Here is a 16,386-nt window from a genome sequence, read left to right on the forward strand (position 1 = left end):
TCGTGCCATCATTATTGTCAATTCAGGCATAGACTTAACCAATGCCTAACTCAGGAACGAAGCAATCATTTAATGACCAGGCGATTGAAAGTATTCATAGGGACGGTGGCGGGCTGCGCAATCCTGGTGCTGGCGTTGTGGCAAACCTTGCCGCGCTGGCTGCCGGGGGTGTTATCGCATTGGTTGCCGGCGGGGAGCCGCCTGGAATTGCAGGGCAAATTGCACTGGCGCCAGGGCGGCCTGGCGTTGGCGGGGGCGCGTTTCACTGCGCAAGATTGCCTGTTGGCCAACGTCGGGCCGACGCGGCTGGCTTACCGCCAGGGCCGCTGGCAGCTGTCGAGCGATAAGGTCAGCATCGATAGCGCCTGTTTGTCAAAACTGCCGAGCGGCGACGCCAACAGTGCGCCGCTGGCGCTCGATCAGCTGCAGCAACAGCTGCCGCCGTTGGATCTCACCATTAATGACCTGACGCTCATTCCCTGGCAGCGCTATGCCGGCAAGCTGCAGCTCTCCTCCGGCCCCGACGGGCAACGTCTGCATTATCGGGGCCCGAATCTCAGCGCCGAGGCGCAGCTGGATGAAAAACAACAGCTGACGTTGCACAGCCTGACCGTGGTTCCGCCCAACAGCGCACAACCGCTGCACCTCGCCGGCAAGATAACCATCCCGTTGGATCTGGCCAGCCTGCCGACGCAGGGTGCGTTGCAGGGGGAAATGCAGACCGCCTATCTGGAAAAACCGGTATTGCTGGACATGCGCTGGCAACAGCAGCAGGGCGTATTGACGGTGAGCGAGAAAGGCGACGATCGCCCGCTGGCGGTGTTGCCGTGGGAAGTCTCGCCGCAGCGGGTCAGCATCAAGCAGGGAGAGTGGCGTTGGCCGTACAGCGAGCAGCCGTTGAACGGCGGGCTCAGCATCGCGCTGCACGATTGGAGCAAAGGGCTGGATGAAACGGAGATCAGCGCGCGGCTGAACGTGATCACTGCGGGTCACAACGGCAAGGGCAATGCGGTGCTCACCCTCGGGCCGGGCAAGGTGGGGTTGACCGACAGCGATCTGCGCTTCCAACTGACCGGCCAGGCCAATCTGGCCGACTTTTCCACTACCGCGTCGATCCCGGGTGTGATCGGCGGCAGCATTCTCAACCCGACGCTGGTGCTGCAGCCCGGTTCGCTGCTGCGCCTGTGGGGCAAGGTGACGCCGGAAATGACGCTGGAAGAGGCGCGTTTACCGCTGGCGGGCGTGAAGGTGACCGCCGCCGGCATCACCGGCCGCCTGCAGGCGATTTTGAGCGCCAGCGACAGTTACTGGGGCCGCTTCAAGCTGCACCTGGACGGCCAGGCACAGGATTTCTGGCCGGACAAGGGCAACTGGCAATGGCGTTACTGGGGCAATGGCCGCTTGCCGCCGCTGCAGGCCGCCTGGGACGTCGCCGGCAGCGGCCGTTGGCGCGACAGTGAGTTGGTGCTCGATAAACTCTCCACCGGCTTCGATAAGTTGAAGTACGGTCTGGTGACGGTCGCCGCGCCGCGCCTGAGCCTCAATCAGCCGCTGCGCTGGCGGCGTGATGAACAAAGTCCGCAGTTCAACGGCGAGTTGCAGCTGGCGGCGGATAAGGTCAGCTTCAGCGACGGCGGCTATCTGCCGGCGCCGGTGCTGGCGCTGCAGGTGAACGGCCGTTCGCCGGACAGTTTCCAGCTGCAGGGCAAACTGCAGGCGCAACAGATTGGGCCGATCGCGCTGCGCGGCCGTTGGGACGGCGAACGTCTGCGCGGCGAAGCCTGGTGGCCGAAACAGTCGCTGAAGGTGTTCCAACCGCTGCTGGCGCCGGATCTCAATCTCACGCTGCGCGACGGCGAGTTTTACGCGCAGTCGGCGTTTTCCGCCGCTCGCGAACAGGGGTTCGAGGCCGGTGGCCACTGGGTGGTGAAAAACGGCGGCATGTGGCTGAAGGACGGCGAGATGAGCGGCCTGGATTTTATCCTGTCGTACCGGTTCAAGCAGCATCAGTGGCAATTGGGGGCCAAACAGCCGGTGTCGCTGCGCATCAAGTCTTTCACCAACCTGTTCGAGATGCAGAATATTTCCGCCGATCTGCAGGGCACCTATCCTTATAGCGAAAGGCAGCCGCTGACGTTGAGCAACGTCGGCGTGGACATGCTCAACGGGCATATCAGCCTGTCGGCGCTGCGGTTGCCGCAGCATGACGCCGCGGTGCTGAAGCTGGACAAGGTCGATCTCAGCGCGTTGTTCACCGCCCTGAAACCGAAGCAGTTCGCCATGTCCGGCCGGGTCGACGGCGAACTGCCGCTGTTCCTGAATCACCCGAAATGGCTGGTGCAAAACGGCTGGATCGCCAACGCCGGCACCCTGACGCTGCGGCTGGACAAAGACATGGCCGACGCCATCGGCAGCAATAACCTGGCGACCGGCGCGGCGATCGACTGGCTGCGCTACATGGAAATCAACCGTTCGCACGCCCGGGTCGATCTCGACAACCTGGGCGAGCTGACGCTGAGCGCGCGCATCGACGGTATCAACCCGCAGAAAAGCGCCAAACGCGAGGTGATCCTGAACTATCGCCATCAGGAAAACGTGTTTCAGCTGTGGCGCAGTTTGCGCTTCGGCGACAATTTACAGGAGTGGCTGGAGCAGGCCCTCTCACAACCTGGGGAGCAACAATGAAAATCATGAGTGTGTCGGCGCTGGCAGCGGTGCTGTGCGTTTCGCTGCTGAGCGGCTGCGTGCCGCGCATCGAGGTGGCGACGCCGAAGGATCCGATCACCATCAATATGAACGTCAAGATCGAGCATGAGATTCATATCAAGGTGGATAAGGACGTCGAAAACCTGCTGAAAACCCAAAGCGGTCTGTTCTAGGAGCCGACATGAAAAAACGTTATGTGTGGCTGGCCGGCGCCGCCTGGCTGTTCAGCAGCGTGGCGATGGCGCTGACGCTGGATGAGGCGAAGCAGCAAGGGCGGGTGGGCGAAACCCTGAGCGGCTATATTGCGCCGGTGAAACAGGATGCGGAAACACTGGCGCTGGTGAAGCGCATCAACGCCGGCCGCGCCGAGAAGTATCAGGAAGTGGCGGACGGCAACCATATCGCCGTCGACGAAGTGGCGCGCATGGCGGGGCAGAAGCTGGTGACGCGTGCGCAGAGCGGCGAGTATGTGCGCGGCATCAACGGACAATGGTTGAAGAAATAAAAAAAAGCGCGCCGTCTGGCGCGCTAAATGATACGGATAGATGATTATTATGAGGGTAGTGCAGGTTTGACAGGACTTGCCTTTTGTCCGGCAGGGGCACGGCGCCCCTGCGCAGGGTCTTAGGCAGCAACCACCTGAGACAGGGCCGCTTTGGCGTCTTCCTGGGCTTTGGTGGCCACTTCCGGGCCGTAGGCGATGCCTTCCGCGAAGACGAACTCCACGTCGGTAATGCCGATGAAGCCCAGGAACAGACGCAGGTAAGGTTCTACCAGGTCGGTTGGGGTGCCTTTATGGATGCCGCCGCGGCTGGTCAGGATCACGGCGCGTTTGTTTTTCACCAGGCCTTCCGGACCGTTTTCGGTGTAGCGGAAGGTCACGCCGGCGCGGGCCACCAGATCGAAATAGTTTTTCAGCTGGGTCGGGATGTTGAAGTTGTACATCGGTGCGGCAATCACGATGACGTCATTGGCCTGCAGCTCGGCGATCAGCTCGTCCGACAGCGCCAGCGCTTCTTGTTGACGCGGGGTCAACGGCGCATCGGAAGGACGCAGCGCGCCAACCAGTTCGCCGTCCAGCACCGGGATTGGCTGTGCGGCCAGATCGCGTACGGTGATGGTGTCGCCGCTGTGGGCGTTGCTCCATTGCTCTACGAAGAAATCGGCCAGTTGGTTAGACTGAGAGTAGGTCGCCAGGATGCTTGATTTCAGAACCAATACGTTGCTCATCGATAATTCCTTACGTTGTGACAGTGACATCAGGACTCAGCGTCCCTTGCATGAAGTACATGCTATTCACATTCCTCCAACAGTGATAGCGCAATATTTCGAGATCTTCGTTCGATTTTATTGAATGACATGCCGAGGTTTTGCTCGCGGAAGTAGGGCGAAAAAGCCGTTTGTGATAGGCTGTGCGGCTAAAGCAAAAAAATCGCTAAAAAAACATTAAACCGTTGCCAAGCCTGGTCTTGGCGGCGAAGAAACAAGGAACACCGAACGTGAAATCTCCGCTCGAGGCACTGCCGGCCCAACTGGGCGAGCTGATGCTCCGCGATCAACAACGCCTGCGTCGTCGCCTGCAGGGCGCACGAAAAATCAAAAATCCCGATGCCCAGCTGGCGGTTGCCGCCGAAGTGGAAAGCGACATCGCGGCGGCGCGGCAAAAAGTGCTGGCGCGCGCCGCGTCTTGCCCGCGCATTACCTATCCGGAAAGCCTGCCGGTCAGTCAGAAAAAGCAGGACATTTTAAACGCTGTCCGCGATCACCAGGTGGTGATCGTCGCCGGGGAGACCGGTTCGGGGAAAACCACCCAGTTGCCGAAGATCTGTCTGGAGCTGGGGCGTGGGGTGAAAGGGCTGATCGGCCACACCCAGCCGCGCCGCCTGGCGGCGCGCACCGTCGCCAACCGCATCGCCGACGAGCTGGAAACCCCGCTCGGCGGCAGCGTCGGTTACAAGGTGCGCTTCAACGATCAGGTCGGGGAAAACACCCTGGTCAAGCTGATGACCGACGGCATCTTGCTGGCGGAAATTCAGCAGGATCGCCTGCTGATGCAGTACGACACGCTGATCATCGATGAAGCGCACGAGCGCAGCCTCAACATCGACTTTATTCTCGGCTACCTGCGCGAACTGTTGCCTAAGCGCCCGGATCTCAAGGTGATCATCACCTCGGCGACCATCGATCCGCAGCGCTTCTCGCGCCATTTCAACAATGCGCCGATCATCGAGGTTTCCGGCCGCACTTACCCGGTGGAGGTGCGTTACCGCCCGGTGGTCGACGACGGCGACGACACCGACCGCGACCAGCTGCAGGCGATTTTCGATGCGGTGGACGAGCTTGGGCGCGAAGGGCCGGGCGACATTCTGATCTTCATGAGCGGCGAGCGCGAGATCCGCGACACCGCCGACGCTCTGAACCGCCTCAATTTGCCGCACACTGAAGTGCTGCCGCTGTATGCGCGCCTGTCGAACAGCGAGCAGAACCGGGTGTTCCAGTCGCACCACGGTCGCCGCATCGTGCTGGCCACCAACGTGGCGGAAACCTCGCTGACGGTGCCGGGCATCAAGTATGTCATCGATCCGGGCACCGCGCGCATCAGCCGCTACAGCTTCCGCACCAAGGTGCAGCGCCTGCCGATCGAGCCGGTGTCGCAGGCTTCCGCCAACCAGCGTAAAGGGCGTTGCGGCCGCGTATCGGAAGGGGTGTGCATTCGCTTGTATTCCGAACAGGACTTCCTGTCGCGGCCGGCGTTTACCGATCCGGAAATTCTGCGCACCAACCTGGCGTCGGTCATTCTGCAGATGACCTCGCTGGGGCTGGGCGACATCGCCGCGTTTCCGTTCGTCGAAGCGCCGGATAAACGCAACATTCAGGATGGCGTGCGCCTGCTGGAAGAGCTGGGGGCGATCGCCATCGCCGACAACGGCCACTATCAGCTGACGCCGCAAGGCCGGCAGCTGGCGCAGTTGCCGATTGACCCGCGTCTGGCGCGCATGGTGCTGGAAGCGCAGAAGAGCGGCAGCGTGCGCGAGGTGATGATCATCACCGCCGCGCTGTCGATTCAGGATCCGCGTGAGCGCCCGATGGACAAGCAGCAGGCCTCGGACGAAAAACACCGCCGCTTCGCCGACAAAGACTCCGATTTCCTGGCGTTCGTCAACCTGTGGGATTATCTGCAGGAGCAGCAAAAGGCGAACTCTTCCAGCCAGTTCCGCCGGCTGTGCCGCAACGATTTCCTCAACTACCTGCGGGTGCGCGAGTGGCAGGATATCTATACCCAGCTGCGCCAGGTGGTGAAAGAGCTGGGGCTGCCGATCAACAGCACGCCTTCCGACTACCGCAGCGTGCACACCGCGCTGTTGACCGGCTTGCTGTCGCACATTGGCCAGAAGGATGCGGACAAGCAGGAATACACCGGCGCGCGCAATGCCCGCTTCTCAATCTTCCCCGGCTCCGGCCTGTTCAAGAAGCCGCCGAAGTGGACCATGGTGGCCGAACTGGTGGAAACCAGCCGCCTGTGGGGGCGCATCGCCGCGCGCATCGAACCGGAATGGATCGAGCCGCTGGCTCAGCATCTGGTGAAACACAGCTACAGCGAGCCGCACTGGTCGAAGTCGCAAGGGGCGGTGATGGCCAGTGAAAAGGTCACGCTGTTCGGTTTGCCGATCGTCGCGGCGCGCCAGGTCAATTACGGCGCCATCGATCCATTGCTGTGCCGTGAGCTGTTTATTCGCCATGCGCTGGTGGAGGGGGACTGGCAGACGCGCCACGCCTTCTTCCGCGACAACCAGAAGCTGCGCGCCGAAGTGGAAGAGCTGGAGCATAAATCGCGCCGCCGCGACATTCTGGTGGACGACGAAACGCTGTTCGGCTTCTACGATCGCCGCATCCCCAACGACGTGGTTTCCGGCCGTCATTTCGACAGCTGGTGGAAGAATGCCGCCAAGCAGCAGCCGGATCTGCTGAACTTCGAAAAAGAGATGCTGATCAAAGACGGCGCCAACAAGATCAGCGCGCTGGACTACCCGAACTTCTGGCATCAGGGCAATCTCAAGCTGCGGCTGAGCTACCAGTTTGAACCGGGCACCGACGCCGACGGCGTGACGGTGCACATCCCGCTGCCGATCCTCAATCAGGTGGAGGAGCAGGGCTTCGAGTGGCAGATCCCCGGTATTCGCCGTGAGCTGGTGATCGCGCTGATCAAGTCGCTGCCGAAACCGGTGCGTCGCAACTTTGTGCCGGCGCCGAACTACGCCGAAGCGTTCCTCGGCCGCGTAACGGCGCTGGAGTTGCCGCTGCTGGACGCGCTGGAGCGTGAATTGCGGCGCATGACTGGCGTGACCGTGTCACGTGATGATTGGCAGTGGGATCAGGTGCCCGATCACCTGAAAATGACTTTCCGCGTGCTGGGCGAGAAAAACCAGACGCTGCGTGAAGGCAAAGATTTGGCCGCCCTGCGCCTGCAGTTGAAAGAGAAGGTGCAGGAGACGCTGTCGGCGGTGGCCGATGACGGACTGGAGCAGAGCAACCTGCATGTCTGGAGCTTTGGCCAACTGCCGGCGTTCTACGAGCAGAAGCGCGGCGGCTATTCGATGAAGGCCTATCCGGCGCTGGTGGATGAAAAGGTCAGCGTGGCGATCCGTCTGTTCGACAGCGAAAGCGAGCAGCAACAGGCGATGTGGCAGGGCACGCGCCGCCTGCTGTTGTTGAATATTCCTTCGCCGATCAAATATCTGCATGAAAAGCTGCCGAACAAGGCCAAACTGGGGCTTTATTTCAACCCGTACGGCAAGGTGCTGGAGCTGATCGACGACTGCATTTCGTGCGGCATCGACAAGCTGATCGCCGAACACGGCGGCCCGGTCTGGCAGGAAGAAGGCTTTGCGCGTTTGCAAGAGCAGATCCGCGCCGAGCTGAACGACACGGTGGTCGAGGTGGCCAAGCAGGTTGAGCAGATCCTGACGGCGGTCTTCAACATCAACAAGCGGCTGAAAGGCCGGGTGGACATGTCGTTGGCGCTGGCGCTGTCGGACATCAAGACCCAGCTCAGCGGCCTGGTCTACCGCGGTTTTGTCACCGGCAACGGATGGAAACGCCTGCCGGACACGCTGCGTTACCTGCAGGCGATCGAGCGCCGGCTGGAGAAACTGGCTATCGATCCGCACCGCGATCGCGCGCAGATGCTGCGGGTGGAGCAGGTACAGCAGGCGTGGCAGCAGTGGCTGAACAAGCTGCCGCCGAAGCGACAGCAGGAGGAAGAGGTGAAGGCGGTGCGCTGGATGATCGAAGAGCTGCGCGTCAGCCTGTTCGCGCAGCAGTTGGGCACGCCTTACCCGATCTCCGACAAGCGCATTTTGCAAACTATCGAGCAGCTTTCGGGTTAAGCTCGGGCGCACCGGCCGGCAAGCGGCCGGCGCACCACAGGCTCAACAGGCCGCACAGCAGCAGCGTGGCGGCCAAATCCTGCCCGCGCGCCGCAATCGTCAGCCCCAGGCCGATCAACAGATAGTACAGCAGCCCGAATAACGCGCCGGCGGTGCCGAGTTGCTGCCGGTAGCGGCTCAGCGCCTGGCTCAGCACATTCGGGATAGCCAACCCGAACGCCAGCATCACCAGCGCACAGGGAAGCAGCATCCACAGGCTGTGTTGCCACCCGAACAATGCCACACCGCTGACCACCGCCAGCAAACCGCCCAGCAGGATCTGACGTTTGGCGCTGACGCCGCGCGCCAGCAGGTGACGGTTCAACAGCGCCCCCGCCAGGCTGCCGAGCGCCAGCATCACACCCGAGTAGCCAAACTGTTGGCTGTTCAACCCCAGCCTTTCGAACATGAACGGCGCCAGGCTGAAGTAGCTGAACACCATAATATTGAAGCTGGCGACCAGCAGCGCCGAACACCAGATGTGCCGATCGCGCAACATCGTCGCCAGGGTAATGCCCGGCGCGGCGGCCGTTGCGGTTTGCCACGGCCGCGTTTCCGGCAATGTGCCGTAACTCCACAGCAGCAACACCAGCGCCCAGGCCGCCTGCGCGGTGAAAATCGCCGCGCTGCCGCCCCAGGCGACCAGCGCGCCGCCGGCAAACATTCCCAGCAGCGGGCTGATGGAGAGCGCGATGCCGACCAGCGCGAACATGCGCCCCAGCGCCGGGCCTTGATAGACATCACGCAGCATGGTTTGCGTGACGATTGAGCCGACCGCGGCGCCGAAGGCGATCAGCGCACGGGCGGCCAGCAACAGCGTGAAACTGCCGCTCAGCAGGGCGAGGCCGGCGCCGACCAGATAGAGCGCCAGGCCGGCCAGCATCGCCGGACGGCGGCCGAACCGATCGCAGAAGGCTCCCCAAAAGGCGACGCCGAGGGCGAAGGCGATGAAATAGATGGATAACGTCTGCCCGGCCTGCGCGGCGCTGATGCCGAAGTCGCTGCGGATGGCGGTGAGCGCCGGGCTGTACAGCGTTTCCAGGATCTGCGGCGTCATGATGGCGGTGACGAGCAGCGGTAAAGATAAGCGTTGCATGATGCAGGGTCTCCCTAAATGTTAAGGCGTCAGTATAGGGAGTCGCATTTTGTTCGATTACAATCATTCGGACAAAAAACAATAGGTATAGGACAATCTGATGGCGCTGATTCAACAGCATCACCCGTTCGACCCGGATCGGCTGCCGGCACCGGCTCTCGGCATCGCGGCGGAACTGGTGGAGCACGACTCCGGGCTGCATTGGCATCAGCGTTCGCAGCTGCTGTATGCGCCGCAGGGATGCATGACGGTCACGTTGGCGCAGCAGTGGCTGATTCTGCCGCCGACGCGCAGCGTCTGGATACCGGGCGGCATTGCGCATCGGGTGCAGTTGCGTGGCCGCGTCGCGTATCGCTCGCTGTATTTCGATCCGGCGCTGACGGCCGCCATGCCGCCACAGGCAGCGGTGCTGGCGGTAAACCCGCTGTTGGCGGCGATCGTTGAGCGCATCGCGCACTGGCCGCTGGACTATGCGTTGGCGCAGCCCCAGGCGCGCGATTTGCTGGCGGTGCTGATCAATGAGTTGGGCGAGGCGCAGCGCGAGAATACCCAGTTGCGGCTGCCGCAGGATAAGCGTCTTGCCGCCTGGCTGGCGACGCTGCCGGAGAGCGACGAGTTGCCGGCGTTGGCGGCGTTGGCGCAGCGTTTGCATCTGCACGCCAAAACGCTGACGCGGCTGTTTCAGCGGGAAACCGGCCTGAGCTATCAGCAGTGGTGCCAGCAGTGGCGGCTGATGCGCGCGATCGAACTGCTGGCGTCGTTGCCGTCGGTCAGCGCGGTGGCACAGCGGTTGGGATTTTCCAGCGACAGCGCGTTTATCGCTTTTTTCCGCCAGTTCACCGGCACCACACCGCGGCGCTATATGCAAGGGGGCTGAAAAAGCACAACGGCGCATAATGCGCCGTTGTGAGAGGGTCAGTTGCCCGCCGCCAGGGCGTCCAGCGCTTCGCGGATGCCGGGCACCGCCAGGGCGCGGTTATCGGCGCGATAGCGATCTTTCGCCGCCGGCGCCGAGCTTTGGATGGCGATCAGCTGCCAGCCGTCGGCGGTTTTCAACAGCAGCGGTGAGCCGCTGTCGCCGGGCAGGGTATCACACTGGTGCGACAGTACGCCTTGCTGGGCCCAGCCGGTGACCTTGCAGTTTTGGTGGCTGTAGAGGTCATCCAGATGATCCTCCGGGTAACCCGCCTGAGTGATCAGCCGTTTGGCCTGTTTCAGGGCCTGGGTCAGCGCCTTGCTGTCGCCTTGCCACAGCGGCAACGGTGCGATCGGCAGCGGCTTTTTGTCTTTCAGCCGGATCAGCGCAAAATCATAAGCGGCCGCAGCGGGCGGGACGATCCAGCCATCGCCGTCCGGCTTCAGCTTTTTGCCCAGCTTGCTGTCGACCAGGGTCTCGATATTGCCGGTTTGATACTGCCAGGATTTATCGCCTGCCACAAAGCGCAGAGCGATGGCTTTATCCAGTTGCCCGGGCGGCGCCAGCACGCAGTGGCCGGCGGTCAGCGCCAGGTGCGGGGAGATCAGCGTGGCGGTACACAGATTGCCGCTGGCGGTTTCGACCTGGCCGATGGCTTGCCACGGCTGGGCGGCGGTATCCGTGACCTTGATTCGTTCATCTTTGCCGAAAAACAGACGCGTTTGCTCGGCCTTGGACGGACCGTCGGCGCGTGCCGCCTGAGTAGCGATGAGCGGGAGTGAGCACAGCAACAGTAAAACGGATATGCGCATAGATCTCTTGCCTGACAAATACGGATCATCCATAAACACACTGAATGCTAACTATAGACTGATTTAGCAGCCATGTGGATGGGCAATAATTGATTTTTCAATAATTTCCCGCCGGCAACGCGGCAGGCTACAGGTAAAAAAAGACGGCGATCAGTCCGCAAAGGATCAGGGCGGTCAGAACGATCTCGAACAGGTAGCGGCGCAGCATCAATGAGAACCCCCCGATGAAAAAACACCCGGCGAACCGGGTGTCGTACACGTCAAGCCTGAAGCGGTGAGGGGACCCTCACGTCATTACGCTTTTTTGTGGCTGGTTTTCTTGTGGTGCTTTTTAGCCGCCTGGGCTTTTTGCGCCGGGGCTTTCTTCACGGCTTTTTTGTGATGCTTCTTGGCCGCCTGCGCTTTCTGTACCGGCGCTTTCTTGCCGTGGTGTTTCACCTGAGCTTTAGCCGGCGCAGCGGTGGCGGTGGTTGCGGTAGCCGCAGGTGCGGTGGTGGCAGCCTCGGCAGCGAAAGCCACGGAAGACAGACCCATTGCAGCGGCAACAACCAGAGCTAATACTTTTTTCATCGTAGAATCCTCAACATGACTTTTGGGTATCAACCCCACTGCGGGGCCGTTGAAATGATAGTAGGCAAACGGCGCCCGGCTTTCCGTGAGTGATTGGTTTCGGCATGTAACCTAATGTACAGGGCGACGGCGGCGAGGGGATTGCTGCTATAATGACCGCCAGGCACGATAAAAGGGATTTAAAATGAACGAGATAGTGATTCGTTGTGGCGTAACCGAACTGGGCGAGGTGCCGCTGGCCTATGAGGACTGGGGCGATGAGGCGCATCCGCCGCTGCTGCTCATCATGGGCATCGGCGCGCAGCTGTTGCTGTGGCCTGACGACTTCTGCCGCGCCCTGGTGGCTCAGGGGTTTCGAGTGATCCGTTATGACAACCGCGACGTCGGCCTTTCCGGCAAAACGCAGGCGCAACGTACGCAGCCGTTGTGGCTGCTGATGCTGCGCGCCCAGCTCGGTTGGCAAACGCCGGTGCCTTATACCCTGGCGGACATGGCGACGGACGCGGCGCATCTGCTCGATCATTTACGCATCCCGCAGGCTCACGTACTGGGCGCTTCGATGGGGGGGATGATCGCCCAGGTGCTGGCCGCGGAATACCCGCAGCGCGTCGCCTCGTTATGCATCTTGTTCTCCAGCACCAATCAGCCGCTGTTGCCACCGCCGGCGCCTTCGCTGCTGTGGTTGTTGGTGCGCCGGCCGGCGGCCGATTTGACGCTGCAGCAGCGCCACGAGGGAATGAAGGCCTTCCTGCGCGCGCTCGGTACCCGGTTTTATCCGCCGGAGGAGGCGGAGCTGGATGCATTGGTGAATCGGTTGTTGAAGCGGGGCGTGGATCCCGAAGGCGTGCAGCGGCAACTTTCCGCGTTGCTCGGCAGCGGCGATCTGCGTCGCTACAGCCGGCGCATAGCCGCGCCGACGCTGGTCATTCACGGCGATCGCGATCGGCTGGTACGCAAGGCGGGTGGAGTGGCGATCGCCCGCGCGGTCGTCAACGCCAAATTGCATATTATGCCGGGCATGGGGCATGACCTGCCGGCCTCGTTGAGGCCGCAGCTGGCGGCGATGATCGCCCGTCATGCACTGGGATAAGAGGCCGGAATGCCGGCGTTTTTTGCTGTTTTAGTTACAACATACTAATGGTGAGTGGCCACCCGCCACTCTGTAGCCAAGGCGATGTCGGCACAGAACGTGCGTTATGAAGCATTATCCGGTCTTGCAGGCGGGAAAAGGGCGCGGCAGGGCCGCGCCAGGGGAGATTACAGGTAGCGGTTTTCCAGATGCTGACGGAAATAGCGTGGGTTGAGCGCTTCGCCGGTTGCGTTGGCGATCAGCGTCTCGGTCGGGAAACGGCTGCCGTGGCGCCAGATGTTGTGCTGCAGCCAGTGGAACAGCGGCTGCAGGTTGCCGGCGGCGATATCTTCGTTCAGCGAAGGCAGGGCCTGACGCACGCTGTGGAACAGCTGCGCGGCGTACATCGCGCCGAGGGTGTAAGTCGGGAAGTAGCCGAAGGCACCGTCGGTCCAGTGAATATCCTGCATGCAGCCGTTGCGGTAGTTGCCGATGGTGTCGAGGCCGAGGTAAGCACTCATCTTCTCATTCCACAGCGCCGGAATGTCTTCCACTTCGATATCGCCTTCGATCAGCGCTTTTTCAATTTCGTAGCGCAGGATGACATGAGCAGGATAGCTCACTTCGTCGGCGTCGACGCGGATCAGGCCCGGTTTAACGCGCTGGTTGAGGCGAATGAAGTTGGTCTCTTCCAGCGCCGGCTGTTCGCCAAACTGCGCGGTGACTAACGGACGCAAGATTTTCAGGAATTCATTGCCGCGCGCCAGCTGCATTTCGAACAGCAGGCTCTGCGATTCGTGGATAGCGGTAGAACGGGCCAGGGCGACCGGCTGGCCGAGCAGATCGCGCGGCAGGTTTTGCTCGTAGCGGGCGTGGCCGGTCTCGTGCACGATGCCGAGCAGCGCGGTCAGAAACTCTTTCTCGTTGTAACGCGTGGTGATGCGTACATCTTCCGGCACGCCGCCGCAGAACGGGTGGGCGCTGACGTCGACGCGGCCATTGTCGAAGTTGAAACCGAGCAGTTTCATCACGCTCAGGCTCAGCTGACGCTGGGTGTCCACATTGAACGGGCCTTGTGGCGCCTGGCAGGGCTCATTAGCTTGTTTGGCCACCACGCGCTGCAGCAGATCCGGCAGCCAGGTTTTCAAATCGCCGAAGATGCGGTCGAGATCGCTGCTGCGCATGCCCGGCTCATACAGGTTGAGCAGAGCATCGTAACGGCTGGTGCCGGCCGCCTGCGCGCGGATCTGCGCCTCTTCCCGGCTGAGCTTGACCACCTCGCGCAGGTTGTCGGCGAAGCCGTCCCAATCGTTGGCCGGGCGCTGGGCGCGCCAGGCGTGTTCGCAGCGCGCACCCGCGAGCGACTTGGCCTCGACCAGCGACGCCGGCAGCAGCACGGCGTCTTCATATTGGCGGCGCATTTCGCGCAGGTTGGCGCGGTCGAGTTCGTCCAGCGTCTCTTGCTGCGCGCGATCCAACAGCGCGCCGGTGCTTTGTGCCGTTAAAATCTGGTGCTGCAGTACGCTCAGCTCGGCCAGCGCTTCGGAGCGCGCCTTGCTGCCGCCCGGTGGCATCATGGTTTGCATGTCCCAACCGGCGATGGCGGACAGGTGGCCGAAACGCGACAACCGGCTGAACAGGGCGCGCAGGTGATCGTAAGCAGACGTGTTGGAATGTGCAGATGTCATTATTATTCGGCTCCAATGAGAAGGTCTGGCGGCATTATGCCAGATCGGCTTTTAAACTGAATGTCGGCTTTACCGGCCAGCAGAAACGGAAACTGGCGCCGCCGAGCGAACTGCCTTCGACGAACACCTGCCCCTGGTAGGCGACGGCGATGGAATGGACGATGGCCAGTCCCAACCCGCAGCCGCCGGTAGCGCGATCGCGGCTGGGGTCGAGACGGACGAAAGGTTCAAACACCCGTTCACGCTCTTCCGGCGGAATACCCGGCCCGTCATCCTCGACCTGCAAGCAGGCGAGGTCGCCGTCAAACCACAGGCCGACGCGCAGACGCTGTTCGGAATAGCGCAGCGCGTTGTTGACCAGGTTGTCGAGCACGCGCTCCATCAGGCGCAGATCGACGCCGCCGAAGTCGCCGACGTGTGGGATATCGAGCTGGATGTCACGTTCCTGATGAATAAGACGGATATCATCGACCTTGTCCTCAAGCCATTTTGGCAGATCGATGGGTTCAATGTTTAACGCAACCTGCGGGCGGTCCAAACGGGCATAGGTCAGCAGCTCGTCGATCAGCGACTCCAGCTGGCCGATATCGCGGTTCAGCGCCTGCTGCTCGCTTTCGGACAGATTATCGCTCATTTCGAGCCGGTAACGCAGGCGCACCAGCGGCGTTCGCAGCTCGTGCGCGATGCCGTCGATCAGCTGTTTCTTGCTGGCGATCAGGGTATTGACGCTGTCGGCCATCTGGTTGAACGCCACGCCGAGCCGGCTCAGGCTGGAGGTGGGATCGAAGTGGGTGCGCTCATCCAGATGCCCGGCGCCGAGCCGCTGGGCGGCGTTTTCCAATTTGAGCAGGTCTTGCCAGTGCGGCCGCATCCACAGAAACACCGGCAGCGCCAGCGACATGCCGATAAACACCAGCAATACCAGATCCAGCAGGCGCATCTGGTGCAGGTAGAACAGATAAGGAATGGGGCCGACCACTAACACGTAGTGGCTGCGCGGAATGCGCTGCATAAAGGTGTACTGATCGTCGAGGGCGATGATTTCCCCCAGCCGCAGCCGTTTTTTCAGATCCTCGCTCAGCGCCTGTTTGCCGAGCGGTTCGATATGCAGTTTGAACGACAGATTGAGATCCAGCGTGGCGATGGTCTTGTTCCAGTCCTTCAACGGGATTTCGCGCAGCTCGCTGCGCATCAGGTACAGCGAACTTTTCATCAGATCGTCCATCGACTGGCGGCCGGCGCGCTCGGCGGTCACCTTGTACACCAGGCCAACCAGCATCGCCATCACCAGAAAACAGACGAACAGCAACAGGAAGAACTGGACGAAAAGTTTTCTCATTGTTGCACCGATGCCCAGGCGTTAGGGGCGAACAGATAGCCTTTATTGCGCACGGTCTTGATGCGGAACGGTTCTAGCGCGTTATCGTACAGCTTGCGGCGCAGGCGGGAGATCGCCACGTCGATGCTGCGATCCATGCCGTCATAGCTTACGCCGCGCAGGTTTTGCAGCAACGCCTCACGATCCATGATCTGCCCGGCGTGGGTCGCCAATTCCCACAACAAATCGAAATCCGAGGTGGACAGGGTGATCGTTTCTTCGCCCAGCGTGACCTGCCGGTTGACCGGATCGATGCACAACAGCCCGAAATGCAGCGCGTTGTGCTGGGTGAGCGGCTGAACCGACTCTTCTTTCGGCTGCTGGCTGTGTTGGCGCAGGTGCAAACGCAGGCGGGCCAGCAACACCGCCGGCGGCGTGGTTTTCAGGATATAGTCGTTGGCGCCCATCTCCAGCGACAGAATATGGTTCATGTCGCTGTCGAGCGAGGTGAGCAGCACGATCGGGCCGGGGAAGGTAGGGCGCAGATCGCGGCACAGCGTCATGCCGTCTTTGCCGGGCAGCATAATGTCCAGCAGCACCAAATCGGGTTGCTCGCGCTCAATGCGCGCCTGCGCGCTGTCGCCGCGCGGTTCGATCAGCACCTCGATGTCGTGTTTGCCCAGATAGGCGGCGATCAGCTTGCCGACTTCAGGATCGTCTTCCACAAAAACAATTTTATGCATATGCCCGTGTTTTAATAAGAAAAGCGGATTTCAGCATAGCGC

General features: G+C 61.5%; 14 protein-coding genes. 6 read left to right on the plus strand and 8 right to left on the minus strand.

From position 1 onward, the window contains the following. The first annotated feature begins 72 nt into the window (after window positions 1-72). Genes AC2CGI_RS06300 through AC2CGI_RS06310 form a run of 3 tightly spaced genes read left to right on the plus strand, consistent with a single transcriptional unit; the run spans window position 73 to window position 3,211 of the window. Window positions 73-2,685, plus strand: coding sequence for a YdbH family protein (locus AC2CGI_RS06300; protein WP_076741191.1), 2,613 nt, complete (start codon window positions 73-75; stop codon window positions 2,683-2,685). Continuing rightward, window positions 2,682-2,879: a YnbE family lipoprotein gene (locus AC2CGI_RS06305; RefSeq protein ID WP_004930472.1), complete on the plus strand. Its 198-nt coding sequence runs from the start codon at window positions 2,682-2,684 to the stop codon at window positions 2,877-2,879. Before AC2CGI_RS06300 ends, AC2CGI_RS06305 begins: the two co-directional genes overlap by 4 nt. Window positions 2,880-2,887: 8 nt before the next feature. Beyond that, the gene (locus tag AC2CGI_RS06310) at window positions 2,888-3,211 is read left to right on the plus strand and encodes a YdbL family probable chaperone protein (protein WP_015377995.1); all 324 of its coding nucleotides are present in this window, start codon (window positions 2,888-2,890) and stop codon (window positions 3,209-3,211) included. Window positions 3,212-3,330: 119 nt separating this feature from the next. Here the strand turns inward: AC2CGI_RS06310 and azoR are convergent, their stop codons facing one another. Beyond that, window positions 3,331-3,936, minus strand: a complete 606-nt coding sequence (gene azoR / locus AC2CGI_RS06315) for an FMN-dependent NADH-azoreductase (RefSeq protein WP_015377994.1) — start codon at window positions 3,934-3,936, stop codon at window positions 3,331-3,333. 269 nt (window positions 3,937-4,205) lie between these two features. Between azoR and hrpA the strand changes: the two genes are divergently transcribed. Next, window positions 4,206-8,093, plus strand: coding sequence for an ATP-dependent RNA helicase HrpA (gene hrpA / locus AC2CGI_RS06320; RefSeq protein WP_076741192.1), 3,888 nt, complete (start codon window positions 4,206-4,208; stop codon window positions 8,091-8,093). Here the strand turns inward: hrpA and AC2CGI_RS06325 are convergent. Beyond that, complete coding sequence (locus AC2CGI_RS06325; protein ID WP_076741193.1) at window positions 8,071-9,228, minus strand: MFS transporter; 1,158 nt, start codon at window positions 9,226-9,228, stop codon at window positions 8,071-8,073. The genes hrpA and AC2CGI_RS06325 overlap by 23 nt on opposite strands. 100 nt (window positions 9,229-9,328) lie before the next feature. Between AC2CGI_RS06325 and AC2CGI_RS06330 the strand changes: the two genes are divergently transcribed. Beyond that, a complete protein-coding gene (locus tag AC2CGI_RS06330) occupies window positions 9,329-10,105 on the plus strand; it encodes an AraC family transcriptional regulator (RefSeq protein ID WP_015377991.1) in 777 nt (258 codons plus the stop codon). Window positions 10,106-10,143: 38 nt separating this feature from the next. On the opposite strand, the gene AC2CGI_RS06335 is transcribed toward AC2CGI_RS06330, so the two are convergent. From AC2CGI_RS06335 to asr, 3 genes are all read right to left on the minus strand, one after another. Next, window positions 10,144-10,956 carry a trypsin-like serine peptidase gene (locus tag AC2CGI_RS06335; RefSeq protein WP_015377990.1) on the minus strand — a complete coding sequence of 271 codons (813 nt, stop codon included), beginning with the start codon at window positions 10,954-10,956 and terminating at the stop codon, window positions 10,144-10,146. A gap of 127 nt (window positions 10,957-11,083) precedes the next feature. Further along, entirely contained in the window at window positions 11,084-11,164 is an 81-nt protein-coding gene (gene ydgU, locus AC2CGI_RS06340) for a small membrane protein YdgU (RefSeq protein WP_455677416.1), read from the minus strand. Between the two features lie 86 nt (window positions 11,165-11,250). Beyond that, a complete protein-coding gene (gene asr, locus AC2CGI_RS06345; protein ID WP_004930450.1) occupies window positions 11,251-11,526 on the minus strand; it encodes an acid resistance repetitive basic protein Asr in 276 nt (91 codons plus the stop codon). A gap of 184 nt (window positions 11,527-11,710) precedes the next feature. On the opposite strand from asr, the gene AC2CGI_RS06350 reads away from it, so the two are divergent. Beyond that, window positions 11,711-12,616, plus strand: coding sequence for an alpha/beta fold hydrolase (locus AC2CGI_RS06350; protein ID WP_075684407.1), 906 nt, complete (start codon window positions 11,711-11,713; stop codon window positions 12,614-12,616). A 167-nt stretch (window positions 12,617-12,783) separates the two neighbouring features. Here AC2CGI_RS06350 and AC2CGI_RS06355 read toward each other — a convergent pair whose 3' ends face one another. From AC2CGI_RS06355 to rstA, 3 genes are read right to left on the minus strand one after another with little or no spacing between them, the layout of a single operon-like run. Further along, window positions 12,784-14,283: a carboxypeptidase M32 gene (locus tag AC2CGI_RS06355; protein ID WP_015377988.1), complete on the minus strand. Its 1,500-nt coding sequence runs from the start codon at window positions 14,281-14,283 to the stop codon at window positions 12,784-12,786. Between the two features lie 34 nt (window positions 14,284-14,317). Beyond that, window positions 14,318-15,622 (minus strand): two-component system sensor histidine kinase RstB, encoded by a 1,305-nt coding sequence (rstB, locus tag AC2CGI_RS06360; RefSeq protein WP_031299665.1) that lies wholly within the window; start codon window positions 15,620-15,622, stop codon window positions 14,318-14,320. Beyond that, entirely contained in the window at window positions 15,619-16,344 is a 726-nt protein-coding gene (gene rstA, locus AC2CGI_RS06365) for a two-component system response regulator RstA (protein ID WP_004938307.1), read from the minus strand. Before rstA ends, rstB begins: the two co-directional genes overlap by 4 nt. Window positions 16,345-16,386: the final 42 nt, after the last annotated feature.

It is taken from the genome of Serratia sp. LSHTC3, from assembly GCF_057197125.1.

What these genes read in the sequence shown, in the direction of transcription:
- AC2CGI_RS06305 (WP_004930472.1), top strand. Translation starts at nt 2,682, where the DNA reads ATGAAAATCATGAGTGTGTCGGCGCTGGCAGCGGTGCTGTGCGTTTCG.
- AC2CGI_RS06325 (WP_076741193.1), bottom strand. Translation starts at nt 9,228, where the DNA reads ATGCAACGCTTATCTTTACCGCTGCTCGTCACCGCCATCATGACGCCG.
- asr (WP_004930450.1), bottom strand. Translation starts at nt 11,526, where the DNA reads ATGAAAAAAGTATTAGCTCTGGTTGTTGCCGCTGCAATGGGTCTGTCT.
- AC2CGI_RS06300 (WP_076741191.1), top strand. Translation starts at nt 73, where the DNA reads ATGACCAGGCGATTGAAAGTATTCATAGGGACGGTGGCGGGCTGCGCA.
- rstB (WP_031299665.1), bottom strand. Translation starts at nt 15,622, where the DNA reads ATGAGAAAACTTTTCGTCCAGTTCTTCCTGTTGCTGTTCGTCTGTTTT.
- ydgU (WP_455677416.1), bottom strand. Translation starts at nt 11,164, where the DNA reads ATGCTGCGCCGCTACCTGTTCGAGATCGTTCTGACCGCCCTGATCCTT.
- AC2CGI_RS06355 (WP_015377988.1), bottom strand. Translation starts at nt 14,283, where the DNA reads ATGACATCTGCACATTCCAACACGTCTGCTTACGATCACCTGCGCGCC.
- AC2CGI_RS06350 (WP_075684407.1), top strand. Translation starts at nt 11,711, where the DNA reads ATGAACGAGATAGTGATTCGTTGTGGCGTAACCGAACTGGGCGAGGTG.
- rstA (WP_004938307.1), bottom strand. Translation starts at nt 16,344, where the DNA reads ATGCATAAAATTGTTTTTGTGGAAGACGATCCTGAAGTCGGCAAGCTG.
- AC2CGI_RS06330 (WP_015377991.1), top strand. Translation starts at nt 9,329, where the DNA reads ATGGCGCTGATTCAACAGCATCACCCGTTCGACCCGGATCGGCTGCCG.
- AC2CGI_RS06310 (WP_015377995.1), top strand. Translation starts at nt 2,888, where the DNA reads ATGAAAAAACGTTATGTGTGGCTGGCCGGCGCCGCCTGGCTGTTCAGC.
- azoR (WP_015377994.1), bottom strand. Translation starts at nt 3,936, where the DNA reads ATGAGCAACGTATTGGTTCTGAAATCAAGCATCCTGGCGACCTACTCT.
- AC2CGI_RS06335 (WP_015377990.1), bottom strand. Translation starts at nt 10,956, where the DNA reads ATGCGCATATCCGTTTTACTGTTGCTGTGCTCACTCCCGCTCATCGCT.